The following is a 16,753-nucleotide window of genomic DNA, read 5'->3' as shown; positions in this document are numbered from 1 at the left end:
TCCGTCAGTGGGTACCGTCCAAGGAATTCAAAGTCCTGGGCACCGACGGTTTCGGCCGCAGCGACAGCCGCAAGAAACTGCGTCATTTCTTCGAAGTCGACCGTCATTTCGTGGTGTTGGCAGCCCTTGAAGCACTGGCTGACCGTGGTGACATCGAACCTAAAGTGGTGGCCGAGGCCATCGTCAAGTTCGGTATCAACCCGGAAAAACGCAACCCACTGGACTGCTGAGGAGAGACTCTGTGAGCGAACTCATTCGCGTACCTGACATCGGCAGCGGTGAAGGTGAAGTAATTGAACTGTTTGTGAAGGTCGGCGACCGTATCGAAGCCGACCAGAGCATCCTGACGCTGGAATCGGACAAGGCGAGCATGGAAGTGCCTGCGCCGAAGGCCGGTATCATCAAGAGCCTGAAAGTGAAGCTGGGCGATCGCCTGAAAGAAGGCGACGAGTTGCTGGAGCTGGAAGTCGAAGGTGCTGCTGCAGCTCCTGCGCCTGCCGCTGCTCCGGCGGCACCAGCTGCGCCGGCTCCTGCTGCAACACCTGCCGCCGCGCCAGCCGCTGCCCCTGCAGCCGCTTCGGTTCAGCAAGTGCACGTGCCGGACATCGGCTCGTCGGGCAAGGCCCAGATCATCGAGATCCAGGTCAAGGTCGGCGATACCGTCGAGGCTGATCAGTCGCTGATCACCCTGGAATCGGACAAGGCCAGCATGGAAATCCCGTCGCCTGCCGCTGGCGTGGTCAAGGCCATCAGCGTCAAGCTCAACGACGAAGTCGGCACTGGCGACCTGATTCTGGATCTGGAAGTGGCAGGTGCCGCGGCACCGGCTGCTGCCGCTCCGGCCCAGGCTGCTGCACCTGCCGCCGCGCCTGCCCCGGCAACCGCGCCAGCTGCACCGGTTGCCGACAGCGTTCAGGACATCCACGTTCCGGACATCGGTTCGGCCGGCAAGGCCAAGATCATCGAAGTACTGGTCAAGGCCGGCGACACCGTTGCAGCCGACCAGTCGCTGATCACCCTGGAATCCGACAAGGCCAGCATGGAAATCCCATCGCCAGCCGCTGGCGTGGTGGAAAGCGTTTCCATCAAGCTCGATGACGAAGTCGGCACTGGCGATCTGATCCTGAAGCTGAAGGTCAAAGGCGCGGCACCGGCTGCTGCCCCTGCACCGGCTGCTGCTCCGAGCGCTCCTGCCGCCGCTGCTGCACCTGCCGCCGCTCCGGCTGCCGCTGCTCCCGTTGCTGCTCCAGCCAAGCCAGGCGCCAAAGTTCACGCCGGTCCTGCCGTGCGTCAACTGGCCCGCGAGTTCGGCGTCGAGCTGAGCGCCGTCGGTGCCAGCGGTCCACACGGTCGCATCCTCAAAGAAGACGTGCAGGTTTACGTCAAGGCCATGATGCAGAAGGCCAAGGAAGCACCGGCCGCTGCTGCTGGCGCAACCGGTGGCGCGGGCATCCCGCCGATTCCGGTCGTTGACTTCAGCCGCTTCGGTGAAATCGAAGAAGTGCCGATGACCCGCCTGATGCAGGTCGGCGCCGCCAACCTGCACCGCAGCTGGTTGAACGTGCCGCACGTGACGCAATTCGATTCGGCGGATATCACCGAGCTGGAAGCGTTCCGTAACGCGCAGAAAGCCGTTGCAGAGAAGGCTGGCGTCAAGCTGACCATCCTGCCGTTGCTGCTCAAGTCCTGCGCACACCTGCTCAAGGAACTGCCGGACTTCAACAGCTCGCTGGCCCCAAGCGGCAAAGCGATCATCCGCAAGAAATACGTGAACATCGGCTTCGCCGTCGACACCCCGGATGGCCTGCTGGTACCGGTCATCAAGAACGTCGACCAGAAGAGCCTGCTGCAACTGGCCGCCGAAGCTGCTTCCCTGGCTGAAAAAGCCCGGACCAAGAAGCTCTCGTCGGACGAGATGCAAGGCGCCTGTTTCACCATTTCCAGCCTCGGCCACATTGGCGGCACCGGCTTCACGCCGATCGTCAACGCGCCGGAAGTGGCGATCCTCGGTGTTTCCAAGGCAACCATCCAGCCAGTCTGGGACGGCAAAGCCTTCCAGCCGAAGCTGATGCTGCCTCTGTCGCTGTCCTACGATCACCGTGTGATCAACGGCGCCGCTGCTGCACGCTTCACCAAGCGTCTGAGCGACCTGCTGGCGGACATCCGCACCATCCTGCTGTAACAACCGCCAGGCCCTCCTTCACCGGAGGGCCTGACGCGTTTCACGCTTTTCGAGCGCCACGCTCGTACCTCAACCCCGCCAATTTGGCGGGGCTTTTTTTGCCTGCTTCATTCTCAACAGCAAGCCTTCCTACATTTGTGGCTGATATCGCCCACAACTCAAGTCCATTTCATCTCGATATTTCTTCGGACTCAATAACTAGCATTAGTTGCACGGTTATTTCCGGAAAACATCGATTGATTAATTCGCAAATGCGGAATGGAAGCCTATATGCTCAAACCAGAAGTCGGCCCAATTATTGGCCATACAACAGATAATCAAGCACGTATATTTCTACGGGGAAAATGGCATAAAGACGCCATGGTGTTTGCTGGCGTCCGTTATAAAAAAATTGGCAATGAACATTGGAGTAAGGGTGTATTCGTAAAACTAACGGCCCTGCGGGACATGACCGATGTCATTGTTCTTTCCGATCTGGCGGCTGACACCGAATATGAGTATCAGGCCGGCTGGTTCAGCCCCATGAACCCTGTGCACAACGAGCAAACAGTGCAGGAGCTACCCCTGCAATGGCCCAGGGACATCTATCGCCTGCGCACACAATCCGCCAGGGTCACGACGCCACGGGCCTATCTGGTCGGTTCCTGTCGCTATCTGCGAATGACAGCCGGTGTACCCGCAAATCCGGATTTTGGCGACCAGATCTTCGCTGCAATGACAAACCTTGCGCATCATGCCGAACCACCGATAAACGCGCTGCTGATGACTGGAGACCAGGTTTATGTCGATGATTTGAACTTCATCGCACCCGACCGGGAATATCAGGAAATACTCGCCAAATACCGCACGGCTTTTTCCCAACCACATATTGGCAAGTTAATGTCTAGCGTGCCGACTTACATGATCCTCGACGACCACGAAATCGAGGACAACTGGCCTGCCAATAAAAACAGCCGGGATGAACACTTATATAAAAACGCAATAGCCGCTTATGAGCTATATCAGGCCAGCCATAGCCCAGCCCATGAACTAAATATCCATGGAAAAATCAGTCACCCACTAAACCGCTACTGGTATCAGTTCACTAACGGCGATATTGAATGGTTTGTCACCGACATCCGCACCCGGCGCAATCTCTCAACCACTGACCGGCGCATCCTGGACGTCGAACAGGAACAAGCCCTGTGCAACTGGCTGATCCACAGCCCGGCCCGGGTCAAATTCGTGGTCACCAGCGTCATGCTCTACCCCGACCGACAACGCTTGGGTGATGACGCCTGGCAAAACTTTCCCGAACAACGACTGCGGCTGCTGGAAACGATTCGCACACATGGCATCAGCAACGTCATTTTCATTTCCGGCGATGTTCACGGCTCCCTGACCAGCCGCTTGACCCATAGCGAAGACCGAGACTTCAACGTCCATACCATCGTCTCGTCCCCGCTGTGCAACAGCAAACTGCTGCCCTATGCCAAAGACTCCACCTTTATTCTCGATCAACCACTGGCGCGCACGGCAGCGGGTGATTACCGGCACGAACTGACCGGCAAGGTGATCAGTCAGGACAACTTTGCGCATCTGGTCGTTGATGGGCAACTGATTAAAGTGAGTTACCACGATCGGGATGGCAAGCTGCTGCAATCGACAGAGATCGAACTGCGCTGAGGCCAAAAAACGGGCTAATAGCATTACTTTTAACTGCCAACTGGAGAAATCTTCGACGCTGCCGACATATTCTTATAGCACTTGGCCTTCACGTCTCTTGTCAGTCGGTGTCGCAATGATGCAACCTTGCCGCTGGCAAAAGTAAAGAGGGCGAAAGCCCGGCGCGTTCAGCAAATTCGAAGCGAGTTTCCCTCCATGAAAAGCCAACCTGATGCCGCCAGCCGTATGGTGGCCGAGGTAGTGACGCAGTTGCCCGTGCCCTCGCGGCTCGGCATGCTGCGTTTCGAACGGCTGAATGAACCTAGCTGGGCGCTGCTGTTTCTCGATCCCAATTGCGAACGCCAGTTCGGCTTGCCGGCCGTTGATCTGTGCGCCCTGATCGGCTCGCCTTACGCCAGCCTGATGGAGCCAGAAGCACGCTATCAATTGCATGATGCGGTGCAGCAGCAACTGAGCGAAGCCCCTCATTACCTCATCCGCTACACCTTGCACACCGCCTCGGGCTCCTTGAATCTGCTGGAGCTGGGCGAAGCCTTCAAACAGCACAATCGGCACCTGTTGCGCGGCTACCTGCTGGTGATAGACGGTTTGTTCGAGGATGACCCACTACTGCCGGCCCTTGATCTGGAAACCCAGAACTCGCGCCTGCAAATCGCCCTGGATCTCAACCAGCGCGCCCAACAGGAACAACTGCAACACCTGGAGCGGGTGCGCAGCCAGCAGGACCTGATCCTGCTGCTGACCCGTCAGCGCTACAGCAGCAATAACTCTTTGCAGGAAGCCGCCGAACTGATCACTCGCAGCGCCTGCGACATTTACGAAATCGACAGCGCCAGCCTCTGGCACCTCGAAGGCGCGCAGCTGGTGCCGATCTCGGCCTATCACCGCACGAGCCGGGAGTATCAGCTGCCGGAGTCGATCGACGTCAGCGCTTTTCCCGACTACCTCGATGCCCTGCACACCGGTCGCGCCATCGACGCCCACAACGCCATGCGCGATCCGCGCACCCGGGAAATGGCCGAGAGTCTGCGCCCGCGCGATGTCAACGCGATGCTCGACGCCAGCATCCGGGTCGACGGCCAGGTGGTTGGCGTGCTGTGTCTGGAGCAAACCGGTGCGACCCGCGCCTGGCAGTCGGACGAAATCGCCTTCGCCGGCGAGCTGGCCGACCAGTTCGCCCAAGTCATCAGCAATCACAACCGACGCACCGCCACCAGCGCCCTGCATTTGTTCCAGCGCGCGGTCGAGCAAAGCGCCAACGCCTTTCTGCTGGTCAACCGCGACGGCGTGGTGGAGTACGTCAACCCGAGTTTCACCGCAATCACCCAGTACAGCACCGAAGAGGTCCACGGCCAGTGCCTGTCGGAACTGCCCGCCCTGGAAAACCTCAACGAACTGCTGTTCGATGCGCCCTCCGTGCTGGCCAAGAGCAACAGTTGGCAGGGTGAATTCAAGAGCCGCCGGAAAAATCTCGAGCCCTACTGGGGCCAGTTGTCGATCTCCAAGGTCTATGGCGACAACCGCGAGTTGACCCATTACATCGGCATCTACGAAGACATCACCCAGAACAAGCTCGCTCAGCAACGCATCGAGCGCCTGGCCTATACCGATAACCTGACCAACCTGGGCAACCGCCCGGCGTTCATCCGCAATCTGGATGAGCGTTTCGCCCGAGATAGCGATACCCCTATCAGCCTGTTGCTGGTGGACATCGACAACTTCAAGCGGATCAACGACAGCCTCGGCCATCAAACCGGTGACAAGCTGCTGATCAGCCTGGCCCGCCGCCTGCGCAACAGCTTGATCCCGAGCGGCAGCCTGGCGCGATTTGCCAGTAATGAATTTGCCGTATTGCTGGACAACAGCGACCTCTCTGTAGGCCAACAAGTGGCCAATCAGTTGCTGGCGACGCTCGATAAACCGATGTTCGTCGACAACCAGTTGATCAGCGTTACCGCCTCTGTGGGCCTGGCCTGTGCGCCTTTGCATGGCCGCGACCCGCAAACCCTGATGCGTAACGCCGGGCTGGCGCTGCACAAGGCCAAGGCCAACGGCAAACATCAGCTGCAGGTATTCACCGAAGCACTGAACGCCGAAGCTACTTACAAGCTGTTCGTCGAGAACAACCTGCGCCGCGCGCTGACCCAGAACGAACTCGACGTGTTCTACCAGCCCAAGCTTTGCCTGCGCAGTGGCCGCCTGCTGGGCATGGAAGCGCTCCTGCGCTGGGATCACCCGGAAAAAGGCATGATCCGCCCCGACCAGTTCATCAGCGTCGCGGAAGAAACCGGCCTGATTATCCCCATCGGCAAATGGATCGCCCGTCAGGCCTGCCGCATGAGCAAAGCATTGACCGCCGCGGGCCTGGGCAATTTGCAGGTGGCGATCAACCTGTCACCCAAGCAGTTCTCCGACCCTGACCTGGTGGCGTCCATCGCCAACATCCTCAAGGAAGAAGCGCTGCCGGCGCACCTGCTGGAACTTGAGCTGACCGAAGGCTTGCTGCTCGAAGCCACCGAAGACACCCACTTGCAACTCGACCAGCTCAAGCGCCTGGGCCTGACCCTGGCGATGGACGACTTCGGCACCGGTTACTCGTCGCTCAGTTACTTGAAAAAATTCCCCATCGACATCATCAAGATCGATCGAAGCTTCATTCACGAAATCCCGGACAATCAGGACGACATGGAAATCACCTCCGCGGTGATCGCCATGGCTCACAACCTGAAACTCAAGGTCGTGGCTGAAGGCGTCGAAACGGCCGAGCAGCTAGCGTTCTTGCGTCGCCACCGCTGCGACGTTGGCCAGGGTTACCTGTTCGACCAGCCAATCCCGGGCACCGAGCTGATCGAGAAGCTCAAACGCTACCCGCGCGGTCCAATTGCCTGACAGCGACTCAACACTCGGGCAAACTGCATCTCTAATTATTTCAACGACTGAGAGGACTGATCATGGTTCTGCGCTCGGAAATTCTGGTGAACAAAAACGTGCTCCCTACCAAAGAACAAGCTCTGCCTGGTCGCGAAACCCCGATGACGCTGCCTGAAAAGCATTTTGTCTTCGAAGACACCCCTCTGCTCGGCCCATTCTTCGAAGACGTCGACTTCGCGATCTTCGGCCTGGGTTGTTTCTGGGGTGCAGAGCGTCGTTTCTGGCAGCGCGAAGGCGTCGTCAGCACGGTGGTGGGTTACGCCGGAGGCTTCACGCCAAACCCGACCTACGAAGAAGTGTGCTCGGGCCTGACCGGCCATAGCGAAGTGGTGCTGGTGGTGTATGACAAGGCTAAAGTCAGCTACGACGAGCTGCTGAAAATGTTCTGGGAACTGCACAACCCGACTCAGGGCATGCGCCAGGGCAACGACATTGGCACCCAGTATCGGTCGGTGATCTACTGCACCAGCCCGGAGCATCTGGACAAGGCCCAAGCCAGCAAACAGGCTTTCCAGGCTGAGCTGAACAAGTCCGGTTTTGGCGAAATCACCACTGAAGTGGGTCAGGCCCCGACCGTCTACTTTGCCGAGACCTATCACCAGCAATACCTGGCGAAAAACCCGGAAGGCTATTGCGGGATTGGCGGCACTGGCGTGACTTGCCCGATTTAATCCCCCAAAACAACAGCTCGCAGCCTGCGGCAGCTCCTACACGTACACCTGTAGGAGCTGCCGAAGGCTGCGATCTTTTGATCTTGATCCTGGCTTTATTCAGCGATCAACCAATCCATCGTCCACCCGCCCTGGGTCTGCCCAAGCTTTTCCGACAACCACGGCAGCAGCTCACGCAACTCTTCTTCCAGCCCCCACGGCGGATTGGCAATCGCCAAACCGGAGCCGTTCAGACTGTTGGGCGTATCCAGCGGATGCACCAGCAACTCCACGCGCAGCAACTTCGGCGCGCCGGTGCCGGCCAGGTCCTGATAGAAACGGCGCAATGCGCGCTGATCCTTCACCGGGTACCAGATCGCCGCCACGGTTTGACGCATCCGGCCAATCGCCTCTTTCAAAGACGCCGCACAACGCTGCATCTCGTCGAGCTTTTCGAACGGTGGATCGATCAACATCACCGCACGCTTCTCGGGTACCGGCAGCAATGCACGCGACACATGCCAGCCTTCGCCCAAGTGCACCTTGACCCGACGGTCACCGGCCATGTTGTCCTTGAGCAGCAGGCCATCTTCCGGGTGTTTCTCATTGAGCAACACACGATCCTGCTTGCGAGTCAGACGTCGCGCCAACTCCGGTGAACCCGGGTAATAGCGCAACTGGCCATCCGGGTTCATCTCGTGCAGCACCTGCATGTAGTCGGCGGTCAGGATCGGCAGGTCCGGCTGATCCCACAATCGTGCGATGCCTTCCAGGTATTCGCCGGTACGATTGGCCTGATCGCCCTGGAGATCGTACAGGCCGATGCCGGCGTGGGTATCGAGATAGGCAAACGGCTGCTCCTTGCGCGACATCAGGGCGATGAGGCGGGTCAAGGTCAGGTGTTTGAACACATCGGCGTGATTGCCGGCATGGAAGGCGTGACGATAATTCATGGCTGCTCCTGCGAAGGCCGGGGAGTTTACCTTTTACCGGCCTGCAAGTCAGGAGCCGGCGGCCAGGCGGCTTACATACCCTGTAGCCATAACCGGGACCCTGTGGGAGCGGGCTTGCCCGCGAAGACGGTTTCAAATTCAACACCTTCGCTGAATGTGATGACCCTATCGCGGGCAAGCCCGCTCCCACAGTTTTTTGTGTCGATCATAGATTTGGTGTTCGCCAAATATCCTGTGGGAGCGGGCTTTCCCGCGATGAGGGCATGTCAGGCGACAAAAACGTTGGCAAAAAAAACGGCCCGCTTCCAAAGGAAGCGGACCGCTCTTATTCAAGCAACAGGCTCAGCCCATCACTTGTTCAGGCGGTAATCATTCTCGGCAGCAGCAAAGCGCTGGAACATGCCAGCAGTCGGCGTGCCCATTTTGCTGACGAAGTAGATCGCCAGGCTGGCGAAGATGAAACCAGGGATGATTTCGTACAGGCCCAACAGCTCAAAGTGCTTCCAGACGATCACGGTGATCGCGCCGACCAGGATACCGGCCAGTGCGCCGTTACGAGTCATGTCTTTCCAGATCACGGAGATCAGCACAACCGGACCAAATGCGGCACCGAAACCAGCCCAGGCGTAGCTCACCAGGCCCAGTACACGGTTTTCCGGGTTGGCCGCCATCGCGATGGCGATCAGGGCAACCAGCAGAACCATGGCGCGGCCGACCCAGACCAGTTCAACCTGGGAAGCGGATTTGCGCAGGAAGGTTTTGTAGAAGTCTTCGGTCAGGGCGCTCGAGCACACCAGCAGCTGGCAGCTCAGGGTGCTCATTACCGCCGCCAGAATGGCCGACAGCAGTACACCGGCAATCCACGGGTTGAACAGGATCTTGGCCAGCTCAATGAACACACGCTCGTGGTTTTCGGTCACGGCACCGGCTACATCAGGATGCGCCGAGAAGTACGCGATACCGAAGAAACCTACCGCCACTGTGCCGCCCAGGCACAGGATCATCCAGGTCATGGAGATGCGACGGGCGTTGGCGATCGACTTAACCGAGTCGGCAGCCATGAAGCGCGCCAGGATGTGCGGCTGGCCGAAGTAGCCCAGCCCCCAACCCATCAGCGAGATGATCCCGATGAAGGTAGTGCCCTTGAGCATGTCGAAGTTGGCCGGATCCTGAGCTTCGATGGCCAGGAATGTGGTGTCGACGCCGCCAGTCGCCAGCAGCACGATGATCGGCGTCAGCAACAGGGCGAAGATCATCAGCGTGGCTTGTACGGTGTCGGTCCAGCTCACCGCCAGGAAACCGCCAACGAAGGTGTAGGCAATCGTCGCCGCAGCACCGGCCCACAGCGCCGTCTCGTAGGACATGCCGAAGGTGCTTTCAAACAGACGGGCACCGGCCACGATGCCGGAGGCACAGTAGATGGTGAAGAACACCAGGATTACCACGGCGGAGATGATCCGCAGCAGGCCGCTTTTGTCTTCGAAGCGGCTGGCGAAATAGTCCGGCAGGGTCAGGGCGTCACCGTTGTGCTCGGTCTGCACGCGCAGGCGGCCGGCAACGAACAGCCAGTTCAGGTAGGCACCGACGATCAGGCCGATAGCGATCCAGCTTTCGGACAGACCGGACATGTAGATTGCGCCCGGCAGGCCCATCAACAACCAGCCGCTCATGTCGGATGCACCGGCGGACAGTGCAGTCACGACGCTGCCCAGGCTACGGCCGCCCAGAATGTAATCGGAAAGGTTATTGGTGGAGCGATAGGCCATCAAGCCGATCAGCACCATTGCTGCGATGTAGATCACGAACGTGATCAAGGTTGGATTGCTTACGCTCATTATGTGACGCCCTGGCTTTGTTTTTATGTAGCGGCGGCCGTTGAACCGCTCGCAAACGATGACGTTTGACAGACGATTCGGGATCCCGCGCATTTATGACTGATGTTTCCCCAGGAAAGTCATCAGCCGGTACACCAACCTGACAAGTCGGTTGCACCTTGGGGCGCGAATGCTATTCAACAAAGCAAATAAGGTGCAACCCATTTCATGAGAATAAGTTGCACCTGAGTGTAAAAACGCTTCGAGACGCGGTTTTTGCTCCCTTTCGGAGCAAGAACCAACCTCAACCCAACTAAAAGCACCAAGCAGATGCAGCACTGGCGTACCAGAATTTAATTCCTGACGAATTGCCTAATATTCCAGCAAAAAAAGGGTTGCACCCGGTTGCACCTCCATCAGCTCACGGCTAATCTTGCCGCCAGCTGATGCCACGCAGTCGTGGCAAACATGAGGATAAAAACATGGCTACCACCACTCTAGGCGTCAAACTTGACGACCCGACCCGCGAACGCCTCAAGGCCGCCGCGACCTCGATTGATCGCACGCCGCACTGGCTGATCAAGCAGGCAATTTTCAATTACCTGGAAAAACTCGAGGGTGGTGCAACCCTGACTGAGCTGAGCGGTTCGACCAAGGATTCCGACGACGCCGTCGACGCGCCTCTGGATCACGCTCACCAGTGCTTCCTCGAATTCGCCGAAAGCATCCTGCCGCAATCGGTTCTGCGTGCGTCGATCACTGCTGCTTACCGTCGCCCGGAACCCGAAGTGGTGCCGATGCTGATCGAGCAGGCGCGTTTGCCGGCTCCAATGGCTGAAGCCACCAACAAACTGGCCGCCTCCATCGCGGAAAAACTGCGTAACCAGAAGAGCGCGGGCGGTCGTGCCGGCATTGTTCAGGGCCTGCTGCAGGAATTCTCCCTGTCGTCCCAGGAAGGCGTGGCGCTGATGTGCCTGGCCGAAGCGCTGCTGCGTATCCCGGACAAAGGCACTCGCGATGCACTGATCCGCGACAAGATCAGCACTGGTAACTGGCAGCCGCACCTGGGCAACAGCCCTTCGCTGTTCGTCAACGCGGCAACCTGGGGCCTGCTGCTGACCGGCAAACTGGTGTCCACCCACAACGAAGCCGGCCTGACTTCATCCTTGAGCCGCATCATCGGCAAAAGCGGCGAGCCGATGATCCGCAAGGGCGTCGACATGGCGATGCGCCTGATGGGCGAGCAGTTCGTCACCGGCGAAACCATCGCCGAAGCGCTGGCCAATGCGAGCAAGTTCGAAGCCAAGGGCTTCCGCTACTCCTACGACATGCTCGGCGAAGCCGCGCTGACCGAACACGATGCCCAGAAGTACCTGGCTTCGTACGAACAAGCTATCCACTCGATCGGTAAAGCCTCTCACGGTCGTGGGATTTATGAAGGCCCGGGCATTTCCATCAAGCTGTCGGCACTGCACCCGCGCTACAGCCGCGCCCAGTACGAGCGCGTGATGGATGAGCTGTACCCGCGCCTGCTGTCGCTGACCCTGCTGGCCAAGCAATACGACATCGGTTTGAACATCGACGCCGAAGAAGCCGACCGCCTCGAGCTGTCGCTGGATCTGCTGGAGCGCCTGTGCTTCGAGCCGCAACTGACCGGCTGGAACGGTATCGGTTTCGTAATCCAGGCTTATCAGAAGCGTTGCCCGTACGTGATCGACTACGTGATCGACCTGGCTCACCGCAGCCGTCATCGCCTGATGATCCGCCTGGTGAAAGGCGCGTACTGGGACAGCGAAATCAAACGCGCCCAGGTCGAAGGCCTGGAAGGCTACCCGGTCTATACCCGCAAGGTGTACACCGACGTGTCCTACATCGCTTGCGCACGCAAACTGCTGTCGGTGCCGGAAGTCATCTACCCGCAGTTCGCTACGCACAACGCCCACACGCTGTCGGCCATTTATCACATCGCCGGTCAGAACTATTACCCCGGCCAGTACGAGTTCCAGTGCCTGCACGGCATGGGCGAGCCGCTGTACGAACAAGTCGTCGGCAAAGTTTCCGACGGCAAGCTGAACCGTCCGTGCCGCGTGTACGCTCCGGTCGGCACCCACGAAACCCTGCTGGCGTACCTGGTACGTCGCCTGCTGGAAAACGGTGCGAACACGTCGTTCGTCAACCGTATTGCCGATCAGTCGATTTCCATCCAGGAACTGGTAGCCGACCCGGTAGCCAGCATCGAGCAAATGGCCACCCTGGAAGGCGGCTTCGGTCTGCCGCACCCACGCATTCCGCTGCCGCGTGACCTGTATGGCTCCGAGCGCGCCAACTCCAGCGGCATCGACATGGCCAACGAACATCGTTTGGCTTCGCTGTCCTGCGCCCTGCTCGCTACCGCACACAACCACTGGAAAGCCGCGCCGATGCTGGGTTGCGCCTCCAGCACCGAAGCGCCGGCACCGGTCCTGAACCCGTCCGACCTGCGTGATGTGGTTGGCCACGTGCAGGAAGCCACCGTCGAAGACGTCGACAACGCCATTCAGTGCGCCCTCAACGCCGCACCGATCTGGCAGGCTACTCCACCCGCCGAGCGCGCCGCGATCCTGGAACGTGCCGCCGATTTGATGGAAGCCGAGATCCAGCCGCTGATGGGCCTGCTGGCTCGCGAAGCCGGCAAGACCTTCGCCAACGCCATCGCCGAAGTGCGTGAGGCCGTGGACTTCCTGCGTTACTACGCGGTGCAGGCACGCAACGATTTCACCAACGACGCCCACCGTCCGCTGGGCCCTGTGGTGTGCATCAGCCCATGGAACTTCCCGCTGGCAATCTTCAGCGGTCAAGTCGCCGCTGCATTGGCCGCGGGCAACCCGGTACTGGCCAAGCCTGCGGAACAAACGCCGCTGGTAGCCGCGCAAGCCGTGCGCCTGCTGCTCGAAGCCGGGATTCCGGAAGGCGTGCTGCAACTGCTGCCGGGCCGTGGCGAAACTGTTGGTGCAGGCCTGGTCGGCGACGATCGCGTCAAGGGCGTGATGTTCACCGGTTCCACCGAAGTCGCTCGCCTGCTGCAACGCAACATTGCCGGTCGCCTGGACAGCCAGGGCCGTCCGATTCCGCTGATCGCCGAAACCGGCGGTCAAAACGCGATGATCGTCGACTCCTCGGCGCTGACTGAACAAGTGGTGATCGACGTGGTTTCCTCGGCGTTCGACAGCGCCGGTCAGCGTTGCTCGGCACTGCGCGTACTGTGCTTGCAGGAAGATTCCGCCGACCGCGTCATCGAAATGCTCAAGGGTGCGATGGCTGAAAGCCGTCTTGGCAACCCTGAGCGCCTGGCCGTGGACATTGGCCCGGTGATCGACGCCGAAGCCAAGGCTGGCATCGAGAAGCACATCCAGGCCATGCGCGACAAAGGTCGCAGCGTGTACCAGGTTGCCATCGCCGATGCCGAAGAAGTCAAACGCGGCACCTTCGTCATGCCGACCCTGATCGAACTGGAAAGCTTCGACGAACTGCAACGGGAGATCTTTGGCCCGGTACTGCACGTGGTTCGTTACAAGCGCAAGGACATCGATCAGTTGATCGCTCAGATCAACGCTTCCGGCTACGGCCTGACGCTGGGCGTGCATACCCGCATCGACGAGACCATCGCCAAGGTGATCGACACCGTTAATGCCGGTAACGTCTACGTGAACCGCAACATCGTCGGTGCAGTGGTCGGCGTGCAGCCATTCGGCGGCGAAGGCCTGTCGGGCACCGGGCCGAAGGCGGGTGGTCCGCTGTACCTGTATCGCCTGCTGTCGACTCGTCCTACGGATGCGATCGAACAATCCTTCGCCCGCGCTGATGCTGCCGTGGCGCCGGACGTTCGCCTGCGTGAAGCCATGAGCAAACCGCTGACCGCCCTGAAAGCCTGGGCCGACAGCAACAAGTTCGCCGATTTGAGCGCCCTGTGCGTGCAGTTCGCCGCGCAATCGCAAAGTGGTGTCACCCGCGTCCTGGCTGGCCCGACTGGCGAGCGCAACAGCTATGCAATCCTGCCGCGCGAGCACGTGCTGTGCCTGGCGGAAGTCGAAGGCGACTTGCTGACGCAATTGGCAGCGGTGTTGGCTGTAGGTGGTTCGGCGGTATGGCCGGAAGCTGACGTGACCAAAGCCTTATTCGCACGCCTGCCGAAGGAAATTCAGGCGCGTATCAAGCTGGTTTCCGACTGGAACAAGGACGAAGTGGTGTTTGATGCAGTTCTGCATCACGGCCATTCAGATCAGCTGCGTGCGGTGTGCCAGCAGGTGGCCAAGCGTGCCGGCGCTATCGTCGGCGTGCAAGGACTGTCGCAAGGTGAAACCAACATTGCGCTGGAGCGCCTGGTGATCGAGCGTGCGCTGAGCGTTAACACCGCTGCGGCGGGTGGTAACGCCAGCTTGATGACGATCGGTTAAGTCTTCCCCTGATCGTTCCCACGCTCCGCGTGGGAATGCAGCCCGGGACGCTCCGCGTCCCATCAATGCCAGACCAGAAATCAGCATTGAGGCTGGAACGCGGAGCGTCCCTTGAGGCATTCCCACGCAGAGCGTGGGAACGATCTTCCCCCTCGCTCGTTCTGCCTCTCCATCACCCTCATCAATCATCCTGTACCTTCCACATTCCCCCGCCCTAGACTCGGCCCATTCCAATAAAAGGTAGGCCGCCATGTCCGAGACGTTGCTCAGTTCCCGCAATCTGGCTTTCGAGCTGTATGAAGTCCTTGATGCCGAGGGCCTGACCCAGCGTGAGCGTTTCGCCGAGCACAACCGCGAAACCTTCGATGCCGCCATCGGTACCGCCCGCAGCATCGCCGAGAAGTTCTTCGCCCCGCATAACCGCAAGGGCGACGAGAACGAGCCGCGCTATGAAAACGGCCAGGCCATCCTGATTCCGGAAGTAAAACCAGCGGTAGATGCCTTCCTCGAAGCCGGCTTCCTCAACGCTGCACGCAGTTTCGATGCTGGCGGCATGCAGCTTCCTACTCTGCTGTCGCAAGCCTGTTTTGCACACTTCCAGTCGGCCAACGCCGCGTCGACGTCTTATCCGTTCCTGACCATGGGCGCGGCGAACCTGATCGAAAGCTTTGGCACCGATGAGCAGAAACAGCGCTTCCTGCAACCGATGATCGACGGCCGCTTCTTTGGCACCATGGCCCTGACCGAACCCCATGCGGGCTCTTCGCTGTCTGATATTCGCACCCGCGCCGAACCTGCGGGCGACGGCACTTATCGCCTCAAGGGCAACAAGATCTTCATCTCTGGCGGCGATCATCCGCTGTCGGAAAACATCGTACACATGGTGCTCGCCAAGCTGCCGGATGCGCCGGCCGGGGTAAAAGGCATCTCGTTGTTTATCGTGCCCAAGTTCCTGGTCAACGATGACGGTAGCCTGGGCAAGCGTAATGACGTGCTGTTGGCCGGCCTGTTCCACAAGATGGGCTGGCGCGGCACCACGTCCACTGCGTTGAACTTCGGCGATAACGGCGAGTGCGTCGGCTATCTGGTGGGCAAGCCGCACCACGGCTTGAGCTATATGTTCCAGATGATGAACGAGGCGCGTATCGGCGTGGGCATGGGTGCGGTGATGCTCGGCTACGCCGGTTATCTGTATTCGCTGGAATACGCTCGCGAGCGTCCGCAAGGTCGCGTGCCGGATAGCAAAGACCCCAATACCGCTCCCGTGGCGATCATTGAGCATGCCGACGTCAAGCGCATGCTGCTGACGCAAAAAGCCTACGTCGAGGGCTCGTTTGACCTCGGCCTATACGCGGCCCGCCTGTTCGATGACACCACGACGCTTGAGACCGACGCCGAGCGCAAGCAAGCCCATGAATTACTGGACTTGCTGACACCCATCGTCAAATCCTGGCCGTCGGAGTTCTGCCTGAAGGCCAACGAACTGGCGATCCAGATCCTCGGCGGCCACGGTTACACCCGTGAATATCCGGTGGAGCAGTACTATCGCGACAACCGCCTGAACCCGATCCATGAAGGCACCCACGGCATCCAGTCGCTGGATCTTTTGGGCCGCAAGCTGGCGCAGAACGGCGGCGCCGGACTCAAGCAATTGATCCGCCTGATCGCCGACGCCGCCGAACGCGCCCAAGCGTTCGAATCGTTGACGCCGCTGCGCGAACCGCTGGAAAAACTGGTGTCGCGCCTGCAAACCGTTACCATCGGTTTGCTGACCGATCTGGCGCAGGGCAAGGTCAACAGCAGCCTGGCGAATTCGGCGCTGTACCTGAAAGTGTTCGGGCACACGGTGATCGGCTGGCGCTGGCTGGAACAGGCAATCCGCGCCGAGGAAGGCCTGGCCAAGGGGAATGTGGCGGATGCGGGCTTCTATAAAGGCAAGCTGCAGGCGGCGCGGTATTTCCTGACTTGGGAAATTCCGGCTTGCCACCATGAGCTGGCGATTCTTGAAGCTCGGGATGATGTGTGTTTGAACATGCAGGATGAGTGGTTCTGACCCCACCCTGATCGTTCCCACGCTCCGCGTGGGAATGCCTCTTGTGACGCTCTGCGTCACGCCTGTGAAGGG

Annotated in this window: 9 protein-coding genes; 7 read left to right on the top strand and 2 right to left on the bottom strand. The window is 59.6% G+C overall.

What is annotated here, in order from left to right:
* The 5 genes from ACRESJ_RS04400 to msrA all read left to right on the top strand — a co-directional run.
* Positions 1 to 230 (top strand): hypothetical protein (locus tag ACRESJ_RS04400; protein ID WP_431756822.1); only part of this gene is annotated, 230 nt, incomplete at its 5' end.
* Between the two features lie 11 nt (positions 231 to 241).
* Positions 242 to 2,182, top strand: coding sequence for a dihydrolipoyllysine-residue acetyltransferase (aceF, locus tag ACRESJ_RS04395; RefSeq protein ID WP_431756821.1), 1,941 nt, complete (start codon positions 242 to 244; stop codon positions 2,180 to 2,182).
* A gap of 270 nt (positions 2,183 to 2,452) precedes the next feature.
* A complete protein-coding gene (locus ACRESJ_RS04390) occupies positions 2,453 to 3,847 on the top strand; it encodes an alkaline phosphatase D family protein (protein ID WP_431756820.1) in 1,395 nt (464 codons plus the stop codon).
* A gap of 195 nt (positions 3,848 to 4,042) precedes the next feature.
* Entirely contained in the window at positions 4,043 to 6,736 is a 2,694-nt protein-coding gene (locus ACRESJ_RS04385; RefSeq protein ID WP_431756819.1) for a putative bifunctional diguanylate cyclase/phosphodiesterase, read from the top strand.
* 62 nt (positions 6,737 to 6,798) lie between these two features.
* A complete protein-coding gene (gene msrA / locus ACRESJ_RS04380; RefSeq protein WP_431756818.1) occupies positions 6,799 to 7,449 on the top strand; it encodes a peptide-methionine (S)-S-oxide reductase MsrA in 651 nt (216 codons plus the stop codon).
* 95 nt (positions 7,450 to 7,544) lie between these two features.
* On the opposite strand, the gene ACRESJ_RS04375 is transcribed toward msrA, so the two are convergent.
* Entirely contained in the window at positions 7,545 to 8,381 is an 837-nt protein-coding gene (locus ACRESJ_RS04375; protein ID WP_431756817.1) for a 23S rRNA (adenine(2030)-N(6))-methyltransferase RlmJ, read from the bottom strand.
* 350 nt (positions 8,382 to 8,731) lie between these two features.
* On the bottom strand, positions 8,732 to 10,216 hold the full coding sequence (gene putP / locus ACRESJ_RS04370) for a sodium/proline symporter PutP (RefSeq protein ID WP_431756816.1): 1,485 nt from the start codon (positions 10,214 to 10,216) through the stop codon (positions 8,732 to 8,734).
* Between the two features lie 461 nt (positions 10,217 to 10,677).
* Here putP and putA point away from each other — a divergent pair, with 461 nt between their 5' ends.
* Positions 10,678 to 14,628, top strand: a complete 3,951-nt coding sequence (gene putA, locus ACRESJ_RS04365) for a trifunctional transcriptional regulator/proline dehydrogenase/L-glutamate gamma-semialdehyde dehydrogenase (RefSeq protein WP_431756815.1) — start codon at positions 10,678 to 10,680, stop codon at positions 14,626 to 14,628.
* Between the two features lie 250 nt (positions 14,629 to 14,878).
* Complete coding sequence (locus tag ACRESJ_RS04360; protein ID WP_431756814.1) at positions 14,879 to 16,681, top strand: acyl-CoA dehydrogenase; 1,803 nt, start codon at positions 14,879 to 14,881, stop codon at positions 16,679 to 16,681.
* The last annotated feature ends 72 nt before the right edge of the window (positions 16,682 to 16,753 follow it).

The sequence above is a fragment of the Pseudomonas sp. genome (assembly GCF_050739655.1).
Classification (GTDB): domain Bacteria; phylum Pseudomonadota; class Gammaproteobacteria; order Pseudomonadales; family Pseudomonadaceae; genus Aquipseudomonas.
The sequence above is the reverse complement of the archived record's forward strand: the minus strand, read 5'-3'. Positions and strand labels throughout refer to the sequence as shown.

Excerpts from the sequence above, each read along its gene's own strand:
- putA (WP_431756815.1), top strand. The coding sequence starts at position 10,678 with ATGGCTACCACCACTCTAGGCGTCAAACTTGACGACCCGACCCGCGAA.
- ACRESJ_RS04360 (WP_431756814.1), top strand. The coding sequence starts at position 14,879 with ATGTCCGAGACGTTGCTCAGTTCCCGCAATCTGGCTTTCGAGCTGTAT.
- msrA (WP_431756818.1), top strand. The coding sequence starts at position 6,799 with ATGGTTCTGCGCTCGGAAATTCTGGTGAACAAAAACGTGCTCCCTACC.
- ACRESJ_RS04385 (WP_431756819.1), top strand. The coding sequence starts at position 4,043 with ATGAAAAGCCAACCTGATGCCGCCAGCCGTATGGTGGCCGAGGTAGTG.
- putP (WP_431756816.1), bottom strand. The coding sequence starts at position 10,216 with ATGAGCGTAAGCAATCCAACCTTGATCACGTTCGTGATCTACATCGCA.
- ACRESJ_RS04390 (WP_431756820.1), top strand. The coding sequence starts at position 2,453 with ATGCTCAAACCAGAAGTCGGCCCAATTATTGGCCATACAACAGATAAT.
- ACRESJ_RS04375 (WP_431756817.1), bottom strand. The coding sequence starts at position 8,381 with ATGAATTATCGTCACGCCTTCCATGCCGGCAATCACGCCGATGTGTTC.